15 protein-coding genes are annotated in these 14063 nt (G+C 60.0%); 4 read left to right on the plus strand and 11 right to left on the minus strand.

Annotated features, from left to right (window positions below; genetic code table 11):
- Positions 1-7: 7 nt before the first annotated feature.
- The 6 genes from nspC to QEO92_RS24495 form a co-directional block, all read right to left on the minus strand.
- Positions 8-1108, minus strand: coding sequence for a carboxynorspermidine decarboxylase (nspC, locus tag QEO92_RS24470; protein WP_227704739.1), 1101 nt, complete (start codon positions 1106-1108; stop codon positions 8-10).
- A 126-nt stretch (positions 1109-1234) separates the two neighbouring features.
- Entirely contained in the window at positions 1235-1468 is a 234-nt protein-coding gene (locus tag QEO92_RS24475) for a hypothetical protein (protein ID WP_227704740.1), read from the minus strand.
- A 128-nt stretch (positions 1469-1596) separates the two neighbouring features.
- Positions 1597-2448 (minus strand): carboxylating nicotinate-nucleotide diphosphorylase, encoded by an 852-nt coding sequence (gene nadC, locus QEO92_RS24480; protein ID WP_227704741.1) that lies wholly within the window; start codon positions 2446-2448, stop codon positions 1597-1599.
- Complete coding sequence (locus QEO92_RS24485) at positions 2448-3989, minus strand: L-aspartate oxidase (protein ID WP_227704742.1); 1542 nt, start codon at positions 3987-3989, stop codon at positions 2448-2450. The genes nadC and QEO92_RS24485 overlap by 1 nt, the downstream gene beginning before the upstream one ends.
- Complete coding sequence (gene nadA / locus QEO92_RS24490; protein ID WP_037152185.1) at positions 3986-4957, minus strand: quinolinate synthase NadA; 972 nt, start codon at positions 4955-4957, stop codon at positions 3986-3988. The genes QEO92_RS24485 and nadA overlap by 4 nt, the downstream gene beginning before the upstream one ends.
- 68 nt (positions 4958-5025) lie before the next feature.
- Positions 5026-5928, minus strand: coding sequence for an NUDIX hydrolase (locus QEO92_RS24495; RefSeq protein WP_037152188.1), 903 nt, complete (start codon positions 5926-5928; stop codon positions 5026-5028).
- Positions 5929-6139: 211 nt separating this feature from the next.
- On the opposite strand from QEO92_RS24495, the gene QEO92_RS24500 reads away from it, so the two are divergent.
- On the plus strand, positions 6140-8185 hold the full coding sequence (locus QEO92_RS24500; protein WP_227704743.1) for an NAD(+) synthase: 2046 nt from the start codon (positions 6140-6142) through the stop codon (positions 8183-8185).
- Positions 8186-8225: 40 nt separating this feature from the next.
- Here QEO92_RS24500 and QEO92_RS24505 read toward each other — a convergent pair whose 3' ends face one another.
- Positions 8226-8669, minus strand: a complete 444-nt coding sequence (locus tag QEO92_RS24505) for a DUF3775 domain-containing protein (RefSeq protein ID WP_227704744.1) — start codon at positions 8667-8669, stop codon at positions 8226-8228.
- Complete coding sequence (locus QEO92_RS24510) at positions 8666-9574, minus strand: helix-hairpin-helix domain-containing protein (protein WP_227704745.1); 909 nt, start codon at positions 9572-9574, stop codon at positions 8666-8668. Before QEO92_RS24510 ends, QEO92_RS24505 begins: the two co-directional genes overlap by 4 nt.
- A gap of 195 nt (positions 9575-9769) precedes the next feature.
- Here QEO92_RS24510 and QEO92_RS24515 point away from each other — a divergent pair, with 195 nt between their 5' ends.
- Complete coding sequence (locus tag QEO92_RS24515; RefSeq protein WP_227704746.1) at positions 9770-10402, plus strand: phosphoribosyltransferase; 633 nt, start codon at positions 9770-9772, stop codon at positions 10400-10402.
- On the opposite strand, the gene QEO92_RS24520 is transcribed toward QEO92_RS24515, so the two are convergent.
- Both QEO92_RS24520 and QEO92_RS24525 read right to left on the minus strand, forming a co-directional pair.
- Entirely contained in the window at positions 10395-10577 is a 183-nt protein-coding gene (locus QEO92_RS24520) for a hypothetical protein (protein ID WP_227704747.1), read from the minus strand. The two genes, QEO92_RS24515 and QEO92_RS24520, sit on opposite strands and share 8 nt — an antisense overlap.
- A gap of 37 nt (positions 10578-10614) precedes the next feature.
- The gene (locus QEO92_RS24525) at positions 10615-10800 is read right to left on the minus strand and encodes a hypothetical protein (protein WP_227704748.1); all 186 of its coding nucleotides are present in this window, start codon (positions 10798-10800) and stop codon (positions 10615-10617) included.
- A gap of 294 nt (positions 10801-11094) precedes the next feature.
- On the opposite strand from QEO92_RS24525, the gene QEO92_RS24530 reads away from it, so the two are divergent.
- Positions 11095-11286, plus strand: coding sequence for a hypothetical protein (locus tag QEO92_RS24530; protein ID WP_037152202.1), 192 nt, complete (start codon positions 11095-11097; stop codon positions 11284-11286).
- Between the two features lie 31 nt (positions 11287-11317).
- Positions 11318-12301, plus strand: coding sequence for a zinc-dependent alcohol dehydrogenase family protein (locus QEO92_RS24535; protein WP_227704749.1), 984 nt, complete (start codon positions 11318-11320; stop codon positions 12299-12301).
- Positions 12302-12316: 15 nt separating this feature from the next.
- On the opposite strand, the gene QEO92_RS24540 is transcribed toward QEO92_RS24535, so the two are convergent.
- Positions 12317-13918, minus strand: coding sequence for an MBL fold metallo-hydrolase (locus QEO92_RS24540; RefSeq protein ID WP_227704750.1), 1602 nt, complete (start codon positions 13916-13918; stop codon positions 12317-12319).
- Between the last annotated feature and the right edge of the window lie 145 nt (positions 13919-14063).

The raw sequence follows: 14063 nt of genomic DNA on the forward strand, positions 1-14063 counted from the left end.
TAGCGCCTCAGGAGAGGCTCTGCTCATAGTCCGCGTAGGTGAATTCGCGGACCGTTCGAATGCTGCCATCGAGCTCCTTGATGGCGATCGCCGGCATCTTCACACCATTGAACCAGTTCTTCTTGACCATCGTGTAACCGGCGGCATCCTGGATGGAGATCCGGTCGCCGACGTTCAGTTCGTTCGGAAAATCGAACTCGCCGAAAATATCGCCAGCAAGGCAGGACTTGCCGCAGACCATGTAGCGATGGGGTCCCCGGTTGGGGGAGACCTTTGCGCTTTCGCGATAGATCAGGAGATCCAGCATGTGGGCTTCGATCGAACTGTCGACGATGGCGAGATGCTTGCCATTGTATAGCGTGTCGAGAACGGTGGTCTCCAGGGTGGTGGACTTGGTGATGGACGCTTCGCCCGGCTCCAGATAGACCTGCACGCCGTATTTATCCGAGAAGTCCTTCAGCCGGTTACAGAAAGCATCGAGGGGATAATTCTCGCCTGTAAAGTGGATGCCGCCCCCAAGGCTGACCCACTCCGCTTGTCTCAGAAGCGGACCGAACTTTTCCTCGATCTGGCCGAGCATGCGGTCGAAGAGCGAGAAATCGCTGTTCTCGCAATTGTTGTGGATCATGAAGCCGCTTATGCGGTCCATTACCTTCTCGACTTTTGCGACATCCCATTCGCCAAGGCGGGAGAAGGGGCGGGCAGGATCGGCAAGATCGAAACTCGACGAGCTCACCTGTGGATTGAGGCGAAGGCCGCGGACGATGCCGGCAGCCTTGTCCGCGAAGCGCTCAAGCTGGCCGATCGAGTTGAAGATGATCTTGTCGGCGTGGGAGACGACCTCATCGATCTCGTAATCGGCATAGGCGACCGAATAGGCATGCGTCTCCTTGCCGAACCGCTCGTGACCGAGGCGGACTTCGTTGAGGGACGAGGAAGTCGTGCCGTCCATATAGTCGCGCATCAGATCGAAGACCGACCAGGTGGCGAAGCATTTGAGCGCCAGCAATGCCTTGGCGCCCGATCTCTCCCGGACATAGGCGATCTTCTCCATGTTGCGGAGAAGTTTCGCCTTGTCGATCAGGTAATAGGGGGTCGTAAGCTGCATCTTGAAAACCCGTTGACGTTCGGTGTGTCGGCCTTTTGCCGTAATAACGTAACATTGGCATGAAACGGTCGTCAGGACCGCGCAAGGCGGTTCGGGGGATCGTTTCTGCCGGAGATGACGGAGGGATCAGGAGGGGATGGTGACGGCGATCCGGGGCCGGACCAGGGCTTTCGCGCTCATGCCGCGCTGGCGCATCGCTGTGCGGACCAGCGCAACGGCGTCCCGTCTCGTTCTCGTGAAGACGAGACTAAATACTCCGGGGCACGCTCCGATGACGAGCGTCTTGAAGAATTCTTCCGTTCGGGGGGCATCAAATTCGACTGAGCCCATCCCCGATTGGAAGAGGGCGTCGTGAGACATGGCGTCCTCTCCAACCAGCAGATGAAACCTGCAACAAGCTAGGCCGGCCTTATAGCATCGTCCGATAGGAATTCAACTTGCAAGGCCGGCTAACTTGCCTGGTCGCGCTCTCTGCATCGCCAGGGTCTTCAGGAGTGGAAGTCCAGACCGATATCGAGTGTCGGTGCGCTGTGGGTGATCCAGCCGACGGACAAGAGATCGACGCCCGAAACCGCGATGGCGGCGGCCGTTTCAGGCGTGATGCCGCCGGAGGCCTCCGTGATCGCGCGGCCTCCGACGATCGTTACGGCCTCGCGGAGCTGTTCTGGCGTCATGTTGTCGAGTAGCACGGCATCGACGCCGATCTCCATGGCTTCGCGAAGCTGGTCGAACGTATCGACTTCTACCTCGATCTTTACCATGTGCCCGACATTCGCTCTGGCTCGCCGGATGGCCTCCGAGACACCGCCGGCGATCGCAACATGATTGTCCTTGATCAGCACTGCGTCATAAAGCGCGAAGCGATGGTTCAGGCCGCCGCCGGCCCGGACGGCATATTTCTCGAGTGCTCGAAGCCCCGGGGTCGTCTTGCGTGTGCAGACCACCGCCGCCCTGGTGTTGCTTACCGCATTCACGATACGTGCCGTAACGGTTGCGATGCCCGACAGGTGGCCGAGGAAATTGAGTGCCGTGCGTTCTGCCGTCAGCAGGCCGCGAGACGGCCCTTCGATCGTCGCGATGGTATCACCTGGACCCACCGTCGTCCCGTCCTGAACATGGCGAGTCATTGTGATCGCGGGATCGACGAGTTCGAAGGCGAGTGCGGCGGCATCAAGGCCGGCGATCACGCCGGCTTTACGCGCAGCCATGACGACTGTCGAGCGATGCTCGGAGGGGATGACGGCCGCCGAAGTCACATCGCCGGCAAGGCCAAGGTCCTCGATGAGTGTGGCACGTACCAGCGGTTCGACAATCAGCCGGGAAGGAGAAACGAAGGGCATCAGGCACTCCTGGCAAGAGGATGGGAAGCGGTCGTGCGGGCAATTTCGAGCGCTTCGTCAAGGCGCATTTTCCGGCGTTCGGCGTAGGCGAGCTTGAGCGGGAAATCCGTGCGGGCATGTGCTCCGCGCGATTCCCGCCGCATCGACGCAAAGACTGCGATCAACAGTGCGACCATTGCGGGATCGGACGCAGGCCCCTCGCTTTCGGCAAGCTGCAGCAGGCTTGCGATTGCGCCGTGAATGGCGCCGGCATTGCGCAGCACGCCAAGATGCCGCGAGACGATCTGCCGGACGGCGGAGACATCGGCCGGTCCGGGAAGGGCGATCCCCCGCACCCGCCGCGGCGCGACAGTCGCCATGCCGGCGATATCCTGCGCGGCGCGCATGCCCATGACGGCGGCTTCGAGAAGCGAATTGCTGGCAAGCCGATTGGCTCCGTGAAGGCCGGTCGATGCGGTCTCCCCGACCGCCCAGAGCCCTTGGAGCGTGCTTCGTGCATTCTCATCCGTAGCAATGCCGCCCATGTGATAATGCGCCGCCGGTCTGATCGGGATGAGTTCACAGGAGGGATCAACGCCCGCCTCCCGGCACAAGGTGTCGATCTGCGGGAAGCGGCTGGCGAAACGGCTACCAAGCGCCGTCCGGCCATCGAGGAAAACGCGGCCGCCGCGGGCGAGCTCGGCACTGACTGCGCGCGCCACGACATCACGGGGCGCAAGCTCTGCGCGGACCTCTCCGGCGAGGAACCTCTCACCCCGTTCATTCACCAGCGTTGCACCTTCGCCACGGACTGCCTCGCTCACCAGAGCCAGGGGGCGTTTCGGAGAATCAAGCGCCGTGGGATGGAACTGCACGAATTCCATGTCTGCAAGCTCCGCTCCGGCCCGGGCCGCCAGCATGATGCCCTGGCCGAAATTTCCGATGGGGTTGGTGGTTGCGTCATAAAGTCCGCCAATGCCGCCGGTGGCGAGCACGACGCGCGAGGTCGGAAGGATTGCCGTTCCGTTGCGCGTCGCGCCGAGCAGGCCGCAGACTATTCCTTCCTCGACCAAAAGCCGCCGCACCTCGAAGCCGGTCAACACCGTGATCGACGACGTCCGCAGGACGGCCTCTACCAGGGCACAGACGATTGCTGCGCCGGAGCCGTCGCCTCCGACATGCAGGATACGGCGACGGGAATGAGCAGCTTCAAGCCCAAGCGAGAATGCGCCGTTGGCCGCCCGGTCGAAAGTGACGCCGAAGCTTTCCAGCATGGCGATTGCAGTAGGCGCCTGCCGCAGGATCGAAGCCGCCGCAGCCGCATCGCACAGTTCGTCACCCGCCGCGAGTGTATCAGTCAGATGCAGGTCGGCGCTATCGTCCTCGCCGAGGCTTGCGGCGACGCCGCCCTGCGCCCAGGCGCTGGACGTTTCCGCGCCAAGCTCCGCCCGCGTGATGAGCATGACCGGCTGCGGCGCCAGTCTTAAGGCTGTTACAAGGCCTGCCAGCCCGCTTCCGACAATCGCGACGCGGCCGGCAAGATGGTTCAAGACCTCGGTCATATCGCCAGCATCCTTTCCACCGCGCGCCGCGCAGCCGTGGCGACCGCCGCATCGACGGTTACCTCGTGGCGGTTTTCCTCCAGCGCCTTGCGGATGTTGGAGAGCGTGATCCGCTTCATGTGCGGGCAAAGATTGCAGGGCCGCACGAACTCGACATCCGGATGATGAACCGCGACATTGTCGCTCATCGAACATTCCGTCAGCAGCACGACGCGCGCCGGCTTCTTTTGGCCGACATAATCCGACATGACCGCGGTCGAGCCGGCGAAATCGGCCTCCGCCACGACATCCGGCGGACATTCCGGATGGGCGAGAACCATGACGCCCGGATGGGCTTCGCGCAGGTCGCGGACGTCCTGAGCGTTGAAGAGTTCGTGCACCTCGCAATGGCCGTGCCAGGCGATGATCTCGACATCGGTTTCGCGTGCCACGTTCTGCGCCAGATACTCGTCGGGGATCATCAGCACTTTCGGAACGCCGAGAGATTCCACCACTTGTTTGGCATTGCCCGAGGTGCAGCAGATATCGGAGGCCGCCTTCACGGCGGCGGACGTGTTGACATAGGTGATGACCGGCACGCCCGGATGCGCTTGTCTGAGCAATGCCACGTCTTCCGGCGTGATCGATTCCGCCAATGAACAGCCCGCGCCCATGTCCGGGATCAGCACCGTCTTTTCCGGGTTCAGCAGCTTGGCTGTCTCGGCCATGAAATGAACGCCTGCGAGCACGATGACGTCGGCATCCACTTCCACGGCCTTGCGGGCGAGCGCCAAGCTGTCGCCGACAATGTCCGCCACGCCATGGAAGATCTCGGGCGTCTGATAATTGTGCGCGAGGATGACCGCATTGCGCCGGCGCTTCAGATCGAGGATCGCCTCGACATCCGCCTCATGAGCCATCCATTCGGCCTTGGGCATGACGCGGCTGACACGGTCGTAGAGAGAGGATACCGAGAGCGGGGAATTCATGAGCAGCTCCTTTTATACTCAAAGTGAGTATTATGACTGCAAATGGATATTCTCGTTTTGAGTTTATGTCAATTGCGCGAAAGAGGAAATTTCGAACCGGACAGTGCCCGTTCTTCAAGGATCGCGTGGCGATAACGGAAGAGCTTGGCCGGGCGGCCGCCGGTCTCGGCGGTCGTCTCTCCGGTCTCCTCGATCAGCTCCTGCTGGTCGATCAGCCTGCGGAAATTCGGCTTGTGCAGTGTCAGTCCGGCTAACGCTTCCACAGTGCGCTGCAATTGCAGGAGCGTGAATTTTTCGGGCATCAGTTCGAAGACGACCGGCCGATACTTGATCTTGGCACGCAGCCGGGCAATGCCTGTTGCAAGAATGCGGCGGTGATCGGCAAACATCGAGCGGCCAAAACCACGATCCGATGAGAAGCCGGCTTCAGCCACCAGCCCGGCTTCAAACATCAGCTCATATCGCTGGAGCGCAAGATCCTCGTTCCAGACGGCGCCATGAAGGCCGAAAGCGAAATCGATGCGGCGCTGGCGATATTCATGGCGCGCCGGTTCGGTATCCGCCCAGTCCTGCAGGCGATTGGCAATATCGGCCAGGATATCCGGCTTTCCCTTGCGGTGGTCCTCCCAGGGAAAATATTCGTACCAACCATGCCATTCCGGTCTCCCTGCCCCCGGTGCCGGCTGCTCTCGGACAAGACCGAGATAGCTGATGGAGATGGTTCGGCCGTCGATATTCTCCCCGGTACGGCCGCGATCGGCAAAGGTGTAGAGCTGTTCCAGATAGCCGACGGGGTGACCCGTCTGATCCCGCACCCATTCTCTCAAGCCCGCTTGGAGACTTCTGTGCCCCAGTTCGAAGGGACCGGATGGCAGTGCATCGCCGGACCTTATCGTCATGACGCGCGGCTCCTCTCCGGTAACGGCCGCAAGAACCGCAATCAGTTCGGCGTGGGCAAGTCCGATGGTCAAGAAAACTCCCTATGCGATGGCACTCGACGCATGATGTGACACGAAGCGCAGTTTACGCCAACTGCGAATGCTTTTGCCACTGGTGGCAGGTACAGAAGAAACTCACGAAAGCGGAACCTCTTCGCCGACAATGACCCGGTAGCGCGGAAGGACGATGACAATCGGCGGAAGGCTGTTATTTTCAACGGCAACCAAGATAACGAGCAAGGCGATGGACCAGTTCTTTTCTCTCTACAGCCACGAATTCCTGCGAATCGCCGCCTGTGTGCCGCGTGCCCAGGTTGCCGATCCCGATTTCGCCGCTGCCGAAACCCTTCGCCTGGCCCGGCAGGGCAATGCCGAGGGGGTGGCTGTCATGCTTTTTCCCGAACTCGGCCTGTCCTCTTATGCCATAGACGACCTCCTCTTCCAGGATGTGCTTCTCGACGCGGTCGAGGGGGCGATCGTCAGGATCGCCGAAGCCTCCGAGAGCCTCTACCCGGTCCTCGTCGTCGGAGCGCCGCTGCGGCGCGATGGGCGCCTTTTCAATACCGCCGTGGTTATTCACCGCGGTGCCGTATTGGGCGCAGTTCCGAAGAGCTATCTGCCGAACTATCGCGAATTTTACGAGCGCCGCCACTTTTCGCCCGGGGCAGGGGTGACCAATGCCGAAATTCAGGTGGCCGGGCGCGATGTGCCGTTCGGTGTCGACCTCCTGTTCAGGTCGAACGGTTCAGTTCCCTTCACTTTCGGAGTGGAGGTCTGCGAGGATATATGGGTGCCTCTGCCGCCATCCACGCGGGTGGCGATGGCCGGCGCGGAAGTGCTGCTCAATCTGTCCGCCAGCAATATCACGATCGGCAAGGCGGAGACGCGCCGGCTGTTATGCGCCAGCCATTCCTCGCGCGCGATCGCGGCCTATGCCTATTCGGCGGCCGGACCGGGGGAATCGACCACGGATCTGGCCTGGGACGGCCATGCGGCGATTTTCGAATATGGCAACCTCCTTGGCGAAACGCAGCGCTTCCCGCATGACAGTACATTCGTTGCAGCCGACATCGATCTCGGCCGGCTGCGGCAGGAGCGCATGCGAGTCAACAGCTTTGGGGATTGTGTTCGGGAGGAGTTCGATGGCAGCCGCCCGTTCCGCACGGTGTCCTTCTCACTCGATCGCCCCACCGGACCCGTGCTGCTGCGCCGCCGCGTCGAGCGATATCCTTATGTGCCCGCCGATCCTTCTCGCCTGCGCGAGGACTGCTATGAGGCCTACAACATCCAGGTTCAGGGCCTTGCGAAGCGACTAGCCGCAACAGGCCTCAAGCGCGCTGTGATCGGCGTTTCAGGCGGGCTCGATTCCACGCAGGCACTGATGGTGACGACGCGTGCCATGGATCTGGCCGGTCTGGACCGGAAGAACGTACTCGCCTACACCCTGCCCGGCTTTGCGACGTCCGACAGCACGAAATCCAACGCCTGGGCGCTCATGAATGCATTGGGCGTGACAGGGACGGAGATAGATATCCGGCCCGCCGCCCGCCAGATGCTTGCGGATCTCGGCCATCCGTTCAGCAAGGGTGAGCCGGTCTACGACGTGACCTTTGAAAATGTCCAGGCGGGGTTGCGGACGGATTACCTGTTCCGGCTTGCCAACCAGAACGGTGGCCTTGTCGTGGGCACGGGCGACCTGTCGGAACTGGCGCTTGGATGGTGCACCTACGGTGTCGGCGATCACATGTCGCACTACAACGTGAACGCCTCGGTCTCCAAGACGCTGATCCAGCATCTCATTCGCTTTGTCGCCGGATCGGGTGACGTGAGCAGCGAGACGGCGCAAATCCTGCTCGCTATTCTGGCAACCGAAATCTCCCCGGAGCTGGTGCCGCCCGGCGCAACAGGAACACTTCAATCGACGCAGGATATTGTCGGCCCTTACGCATTGCAGGATTTCAACCTGTTTTATCTGACCCGCTACGGCTTCCGTCCTTCAAAGATTGCCTTCCTGGCCCATCACGCCTGGAGTGATGTGGAAAGCGGAGTCTGGCCTGTTGACCTGCCGGCTGCCGACCGGCGCGCCTATTCCCTTGTCGAAATCCGCCATTGGCTTGAAGTACTCCTGAAGCGGTTCTTCTCCAGCCAGTTCAAGAGGTCGACATTGCCCAATGGACCGAAAATCTCCTCCGGCGGCTCTCTATCGCCGCGAGGTGACTGGCGCGCTCCGTCCGACGGCGATGCAAAGATTTGGCTGAGAGAGCTCGCCGAGAACGTTCCGGCAGAATGACGGCGCGGTACCGCCGCCCGCCATCCGCCTTCGACGGCCGCTATAGGTGTTCTCTCTCGTAGTCCGTACAGGAGAGGCCGATAGCGTCCAGTCCGGCGGCCAGATGGTCAGAAAGCAACGGATTGCCGCGGAGATATGCTGCCGTACGCTCGTTGTGCGCATCCGCCGCCTGTTGGCGCACGTCGGCCCAGTCGCTTGCCGTGTAGCCGTCACGGCCAAGCCACATGAGAGCGACGAGATCAACCTGCGCGTCATCGGAAAGGTCCGAAATAACGGACGTCAGTTCTTCTTGCACCGGATCATCCGGATGATCCTGCAGGACGGCCACCTCGTTGTCGTCGGTCGGGTTCGACCCAGGGTCGGGCTCGCTCACCCCTTCCTTCACGTCGAACTCGCGCGCCTTGATGATTATGAAGCAGATCGTTTCGAGCGGAATCGCCAGTTCCGGTGCCACAACCTCTTCGCTGCCAATTCCTCGCTTCATGTTTGGGATTCCTTTTCTTCCTGCTCGGCTTCCCGACCTCTTACGATGCGCCGTCCGGCCATGGGGCCGTGCGTTTCCGTCACGACTGTGCATCGACCTTCGGGCTCGCTATCGCGCTGATAATGGATCACGACCCAGTCATGCGTCTTGTTCAATTCATGGGCCAGACGGCTGTTCGAGTAGAGAGCGGTAAAATACCAGCCGTTCCGGCGGATATGCATGATCGGCAGCCATGTTTCAGCTTTCGGATTGAATCGTCTAGGGGCGATTTTGGGCAATTGATCGACCGCCGCCTTCTCCCGATACATTCGATCGACATTGAGAAGCAGTGAAACGGAAGGTGCCGTCCTTTGGCCGCTCGCAATAACGGTGGGTCGCCCAAGCCGCTCGGCAAGCGCGGAGGCGATCATGCGTTTTCGCCGCTCGCCAATTCCCTTCACAGCGAGATCGCCGAAATGCAGGGCGTATTCGAGGTCTTCAAGGCTCTCGACATGCCCCTCGTCTGCCAGGCGGTCGGCCAGTTTGGGACCGATGCCGGGTATTGTCCGGAACAGGATCTCGGGCGCCAGATCGCCACGCAGCCTTGCCAATTGATTCCAATGGCCGCTCGTCAAAATCTCTATGATGGCTGCCGCAATTCCATATCCGATGCCGGGGAGAGCAACCAGACCCATGCGGCCTTGCTCGGTGAGTATCTCGTTAAGGGGGCGCTTCAAGGCCGTAGTCACATCTGCTGCCTTGTAATAGGCGCGGGAGCGAAATCCTCCCTCGCCCTGTTGAACAAGGAGATCCGCATATTCGCGCAGCTTGGTTGCTACCCCGAGATTGAGGTCAGGCACAGTTGGTACGGATGCCTGCAGCTTCTCAGTCGTATCTTCGTCAACGGCAGCACCCATCGCTTTCATTTTGAACCTCGGTTTCGACGGTTGGCGTCGTCCTCCACGAATTCAGTTTTTGAGAAGCTAATCGACTGGCGGCAAAAGACCTTGATGCTTGTCAAGGTGGAGCCGTTCTTATCATGGTGTCATGAACAATAAAGGCGAAGTGCAATCTGCAGAATGCCACGACGTCATTTTTGCTGCTGCATGGGTAGGTGCTGAATGTTCCATGATCGCAGGCAGGCAGGGCGACAACTTGCGCAGGCGCTTGAGAGCTATCAAGGGCAGCCATGCATCGTTCTTGCACTTCCCAGGGGAGGTGTTCCCGTAGCGGCGGAAGTTGCCGTGGCGCTGAAAGCACCGCTTAAACTGCTTCTCGTGCGGAAGGTCGGCCTGCCTCGGAATCCCGAGCTTGCCATGGGCGCTATTATCGATGGCAAAAAACCCGTCGTCGTACGCAACGACGAAGTTATCGCGCTCGCGGGCATCTCCGGCCAGGTCTTCGAGGCGCGTTGCAGAGAGGAGCTTGAAGAGATTCATCGCCGGCAGCAAGTCTATGCGGGGCATTTGGCAGGTGATGATCTTGAGGGAAGAATTGCGATCGTCGTCGATGACGGGTTGGCTACGGGCTCGACCGCAAGAGCTGCGCTCAAGGCCTTGAGAATGCGTCATCCTACCAGGATCGTTTTGGCGGTTCCGGTCGCTCCTGCCGACCTCGTCGCCGAACTTCAAGGAGAGGCGGACGAGGTGATCTGCCTTGAAACTCCGTCCGGCTTCGGCGCGGTCGGGGCCTATTACCAGGATTTCTCGCAGCTTTCCGATCAGGACGTGCTGGACGAGCTCGCAATTAAATGACGGCAGCCGATGCCTGGTTGCCGTCGGAAAGGACCGCAACGCGCGTTGCCGCTCTTCGAAAACCATCAAGAACGCCTCGGCTGTCGGTGAGGAAGACGCCTTGAATGATAGCGGGCCAATTGTTTGATTCATTGACCTTGATCACAAAGGAGCTGCTTACAGAATCCTCGAACATGGCAATGGGGAATATCCTGGCTACGAGCGAAAAACGTTCAATCGGGCTTCTTGCGCGGTGAGCCGGCCGGCCGTTCCTGCGGATGACCGGGCGCTATGGGGTCGCTTGCTGGAAATGTCTCCTCCAGCGCCTCTTCGAGATAATCGTCCTGCTCTTTCGCACGATCTGCTTCCGCAGCTGCTTTTTTGCCTGTTTTTTGTTCTTTTCCCACGTCAGTCTCCATATCAGATTGCGCTTCACCGCAATAATGGTCGCATGTATCCAACGAGAGGCAAGCTTGAAGTGCCCGGTGTCGATGAAAGTCTTCCTCTCATCTATCGATCATAAGGCTCATCTTCGGTTGAAGCGATAGGAGCAGATCGCGATTTTGGAGCGACTTCAACCATCGATGCCTTCGAGCATGGGTCAACATCGTTACCGCTCGTTGAGATGCATCAAATGATGCCTGCAATGTTTCGCTAGACTGCAAACATAAGCACCTCGATCGATCCGAAGATGTTATGGCGGGGCAAGAGACATGCATATCGAGGACTTCGGGATGCAACTTCGCCGCTTCATCATGAGCCGACTGGTGTTCTGGCTTCTCGTTGCGATGGTTCTGATGGTCCTGGCAATTCTCCTGTTGCTGCCTTCGCAGCAATATGGTCTCCGGAATCAAGAAAGCGACTCGATCATATGGCCCGATAAGCGAGGCGAACTGCAGCGCTGAGGTCCGGGGCAGACGAGGACGAGGTTACGTCATGAAGGCGATGATATTGCATGAGGTAGGCAAGCCGCTGGAGCTGGCGGAACGGCCGGATCCTGAACCGCAATCCGGCGAACTGCTCGTCCGGGTGGAGGCGTGCGCGGTATGTCGGACCGATCTGCATGTGGTCGAGGGAGATCTCGCAAACCCGAAACTCCCCCTTGTGCCCGGCCATGAGATCGTTGGCATCGTTGAAACAGTCGGGCAAGGGGTTTCCCCTCAGCGCATCGGTTCGCGGGTCGGCATTCCCTGGCTCGGCCATACCTGCGGTCATTGCCCGTACTGCCGGTCGAACGCGGAAAACCTCTGCGACGAGCCGCTCTTCACCGGTTATACCCGGGACGGCGGCTTTGCCACCCATGTGGTCGCTGATTCAGCCTATGCCTTCGATCTGCCCCAAGAAGCCGATCCCGTTTCCCTTGCACCGCTTCTCTGTGCGGGCCTGATCGGCTGGCGTTCCCTGAAGAAGGCGGGAGAAGGCAAGAGAATAGGGCTTTATGGGTTTGGAGCTGCCGCCCACATCATTGCGCAAGTCTGCGTATGGCAAGGCAGGCAGGTCTATGCCTTCACACGGCCTGAAGATCGGCAGGCACAGACCTTTGCCCTGAGTTTGGGCGCGACCTGGGCGGGTGGTTCAGATGAATCGCCGCCGGCTGTCCTCGATACGGCGATCATCTTCGCGCCGGTCGGTGATCTGGTGCCGTTGGCTTTGAAGGCAATACGCAAGGGCGGACGGGTCATTTGTGGTGGCATCCATATGAGTGATATTCCGCAGATGCCCTATGCTCTTCTCTGGGGCGAGCGGAAGGTGGCCTCCGTGGCGAACCTGACGAGAGACGATGCGATGGAGTTCTTTCCGATCGCCTCCGCCGCGAATGTGAAAACGCATACAGTCGTCTATCCTCTTGCCGATGCGAACAGGGCACTTGACGATCTTCGAAAGGGGCGTCTGAGCGGCGCCGCTGTGCTGGTGCCGTAACCTGAAGCAAAGAACCTATTGATCGGTTGCATCGAGCGCGCGTCTGACTTTGCGGAGGATTATGCCGCGCGCCTTTTCATCCGCCGCTTCGTCCAACCTTTCCTGCAGATCGAGGACCAGCGATTGAAAGTCGTTGTGCCAGTCTTTGCGGCCGACCTGGAGCGCGCCAAGCCGGGGCGGGGCCTCGACATCCGAGACGTTTACGGCTCCCTTGGACGTGAGGTCGTAGGTCGCATCGAGGCTAGGCGCCACTACAGTTAATTCGGGCTGCAGCAGCGAGATGCGCTCTCTCATTCCCGCAATTGCCGGCAGTTCGCCATGCACCAGGAAGACGGCCTTCCTTACCGGCAGGCGCGCCGCAATCCACTCGGCCAGTTCCGGCCCGTCGGCGTGGCCGCTGTAGACGTCGAGCCTGCGGATGTTTGCTCGAACAGCGATGTCGTCGCCCTGAATCCGAACGGTCGAGGCGCCGTCCTCCAGGAAACGCCCAAGTGTTCCGGTGGCCTGATAGCCGACCAGAAGAACGGTACCTTCCTCCCGCCACAACCAGTTCTTCAGGCGATGTCGAATCCGACCGGCTTCGCACATGCCACTCGCGGCGATAACGATGTGGAAGCCTCGCATGTTGTCGATTGCCTTGGACTGTTCGGCAGTTTGGGTGAACCGGACGTTCCTGGCTTCGAGAGCGCGCAGCAGAAGATGCCCATGCTCGAGTTCGCGGGAATGTTTCCTGAAGACTTCAGTGGCTCGAAGAGCTAGAGGCGAATCGATGACAATCGGGCAACGCGCGATCTCACTCTTGTCCATGAGATCGACGAGATCGGCCAGAAGTTCCTGGGTCCGTTCGACTGCAAATGAAGGAATGAGAAGAGCTCCGTCACTATGGCGGGCAGCCAGTTTTACCTCCTCTTGCAGCATCTTTCGCCGCTCTTCATCAGAGGGGTCGTGGCGATCGACATCGCCATAGGTGCTCTCACAGATCACGTAATCCCAACCTGCAGGAGCATCCGGATCGAATTGGAGCAGCTTGTGGTGGGGGCCTATGTCGCCGGAGAAGAGAAGCCGTCGGCGCTCGGATCCGGTGACAATCTCGACTTCGACCGACGCGGAACCGAGAAGATGTCCGGCATTCCAGAAACGGAAGCGGATTGCCGGTGAGAGCTCCTCCCATCGTTCAAAAGGATGAGGCCTCATCTGCACCAGTGCTACCGCGGCGTCCGCCGCGTTATAGATCGGATCTACGGGCTTGCGGCCCCGCCGTTCGTTTCTCCGGTTGAGCTGTTCGACTTCCATTTCCTGAATATGGGCGGAATCCGGCAGCATGACTGCGCAGAGATCCAGCGTCGCCGGAGTACAATAGATTGGGCCGGTGAAGCCGTCTTTCACAAGCTTGGGCAGCAGCCCGCTGTGATCAATGTGCGCATGCGTGAGAATGACGGCATCCAACGACGCCGGCGAGAACGGAAAAGGGCGGTAATTCAGCTCCTTCTCGGTCTTCGAGCCCTGGAACATTCCGCAATCCAGGAGGACGCGGCTCTCGCCGGTCTCAAGAAGGAAGCAGGAACCTGTAACGGTGCCGGCTGCTCCGTGAAACGTAATCTTCGGGTCGCGTTTCAATGCTAACCTCCATAACAATCGGCCGCTTCGGCGCGGCGTGGATCTCTATGGACAATCAATTAGTTGATTCCCCAGAAGCCGGGTTGACGGAAATCAAGGTGCCGGGGTGCCGATGGTATCAGGATTTCTTTCAACTGATGAGAGG

It is taken from the genome of Neorhizobium petrolearium, from assembly GCF_029854435.1.
GTDB lineage: Bacteria > Pseudomonadota > Alphaproteobacteria > Rhizobiales > Rhizobiaceae > Neorhizobium > Neorhizobium petrolearium.

Coding starts and splice junctions, on each gene's coding strand:
- QEO92_RS24525 (WP_227704748.1), bottom strand. CDS start 10,800: ATGGAGACTGACGTGGGAAAAGAACAAAAAACAGGCAAAAAAGCAGCT.
- QEO92_RS24520 (WP_227704747.1), bottom strand. CDS start 10,577: ATGTTCGAGGATTCTGTAAGCAGCTCCTTTGTGATCAAGGTCAATGAA.
- QEO92_RS24535 (WP_227704749.1), top strand. CDS start 11,318: ATGAAGGCGATGATATTGCATGAGGTAGGCAAGCCGCTGGAGCTGGCG.
- nspC (WP_227704739.1), bottom strand. CDS start 1,108: ATGCAGCTTACGACCCCCTATTACCTGATCGACAAGGCGAAACTTCTC.
- QEO92_RS24505 (WP_227704744.1), bottom strand. CDS start 8,669: ATGAAGCGAGGAATTGGCAGCGAAGAGGTTGTGGCACCGGAACTGGCG.
- nadC (WP_227704741.1), bottom strand. CDS start 2,448: ATGCCCTTCGTTTCTCCTTCCCGGCTGATTGTCGAACCGCTGGTACGT.
- QEO92_RS24530 (WP_037152202.1), top strand. CDS start 11,095: ATGCATATCGAGGACTTCGGGATGCAACTTCGCCGCTTCATCATGAGC.
- QEO92_RS24475 (WP_227704740.1), bottom strand. CDS start 1,468: ATGTCTCACGACGCCCTCTTCCAATCGGGGATGGGCTCAGTCGAATTT.
- QEO92_RS24485 (WP_227704742.1), bottom strand. CDS start 3,989: ATGACCGAGGTCTTGAACCATCTTGCCGGCCGCGTCGCGATTGTCGGA.
- QEO92_RS24515 (WP_227704746.1), top strand. CDS start 9,770: ATGTTCCATGATCGCAGGCAGGCAGGGCGACAACTTGCGCAGGCGCTT.
- QEO92_RS24510 (WP_227704745.1), bottom strand. CDS start 9,574: ATGAAAGCGATGGGTGCTGCCGTTGACGAAGATACGACTGAGAAGCTG.
- nadA (WP_037152185.1), bottom strand. CDS start 4,957: ATGAATTCCCCGCTCTCGGTATCCTCTCTCTACGACCGTGTCAGCCGC.
- QEO92_RS24500 (WP_227704743.1), top strand. CDS start 6,140: ATGGACCAGTTCTTTTCTCTCTACAGCCACGAATTCCTGCGAATCGCC.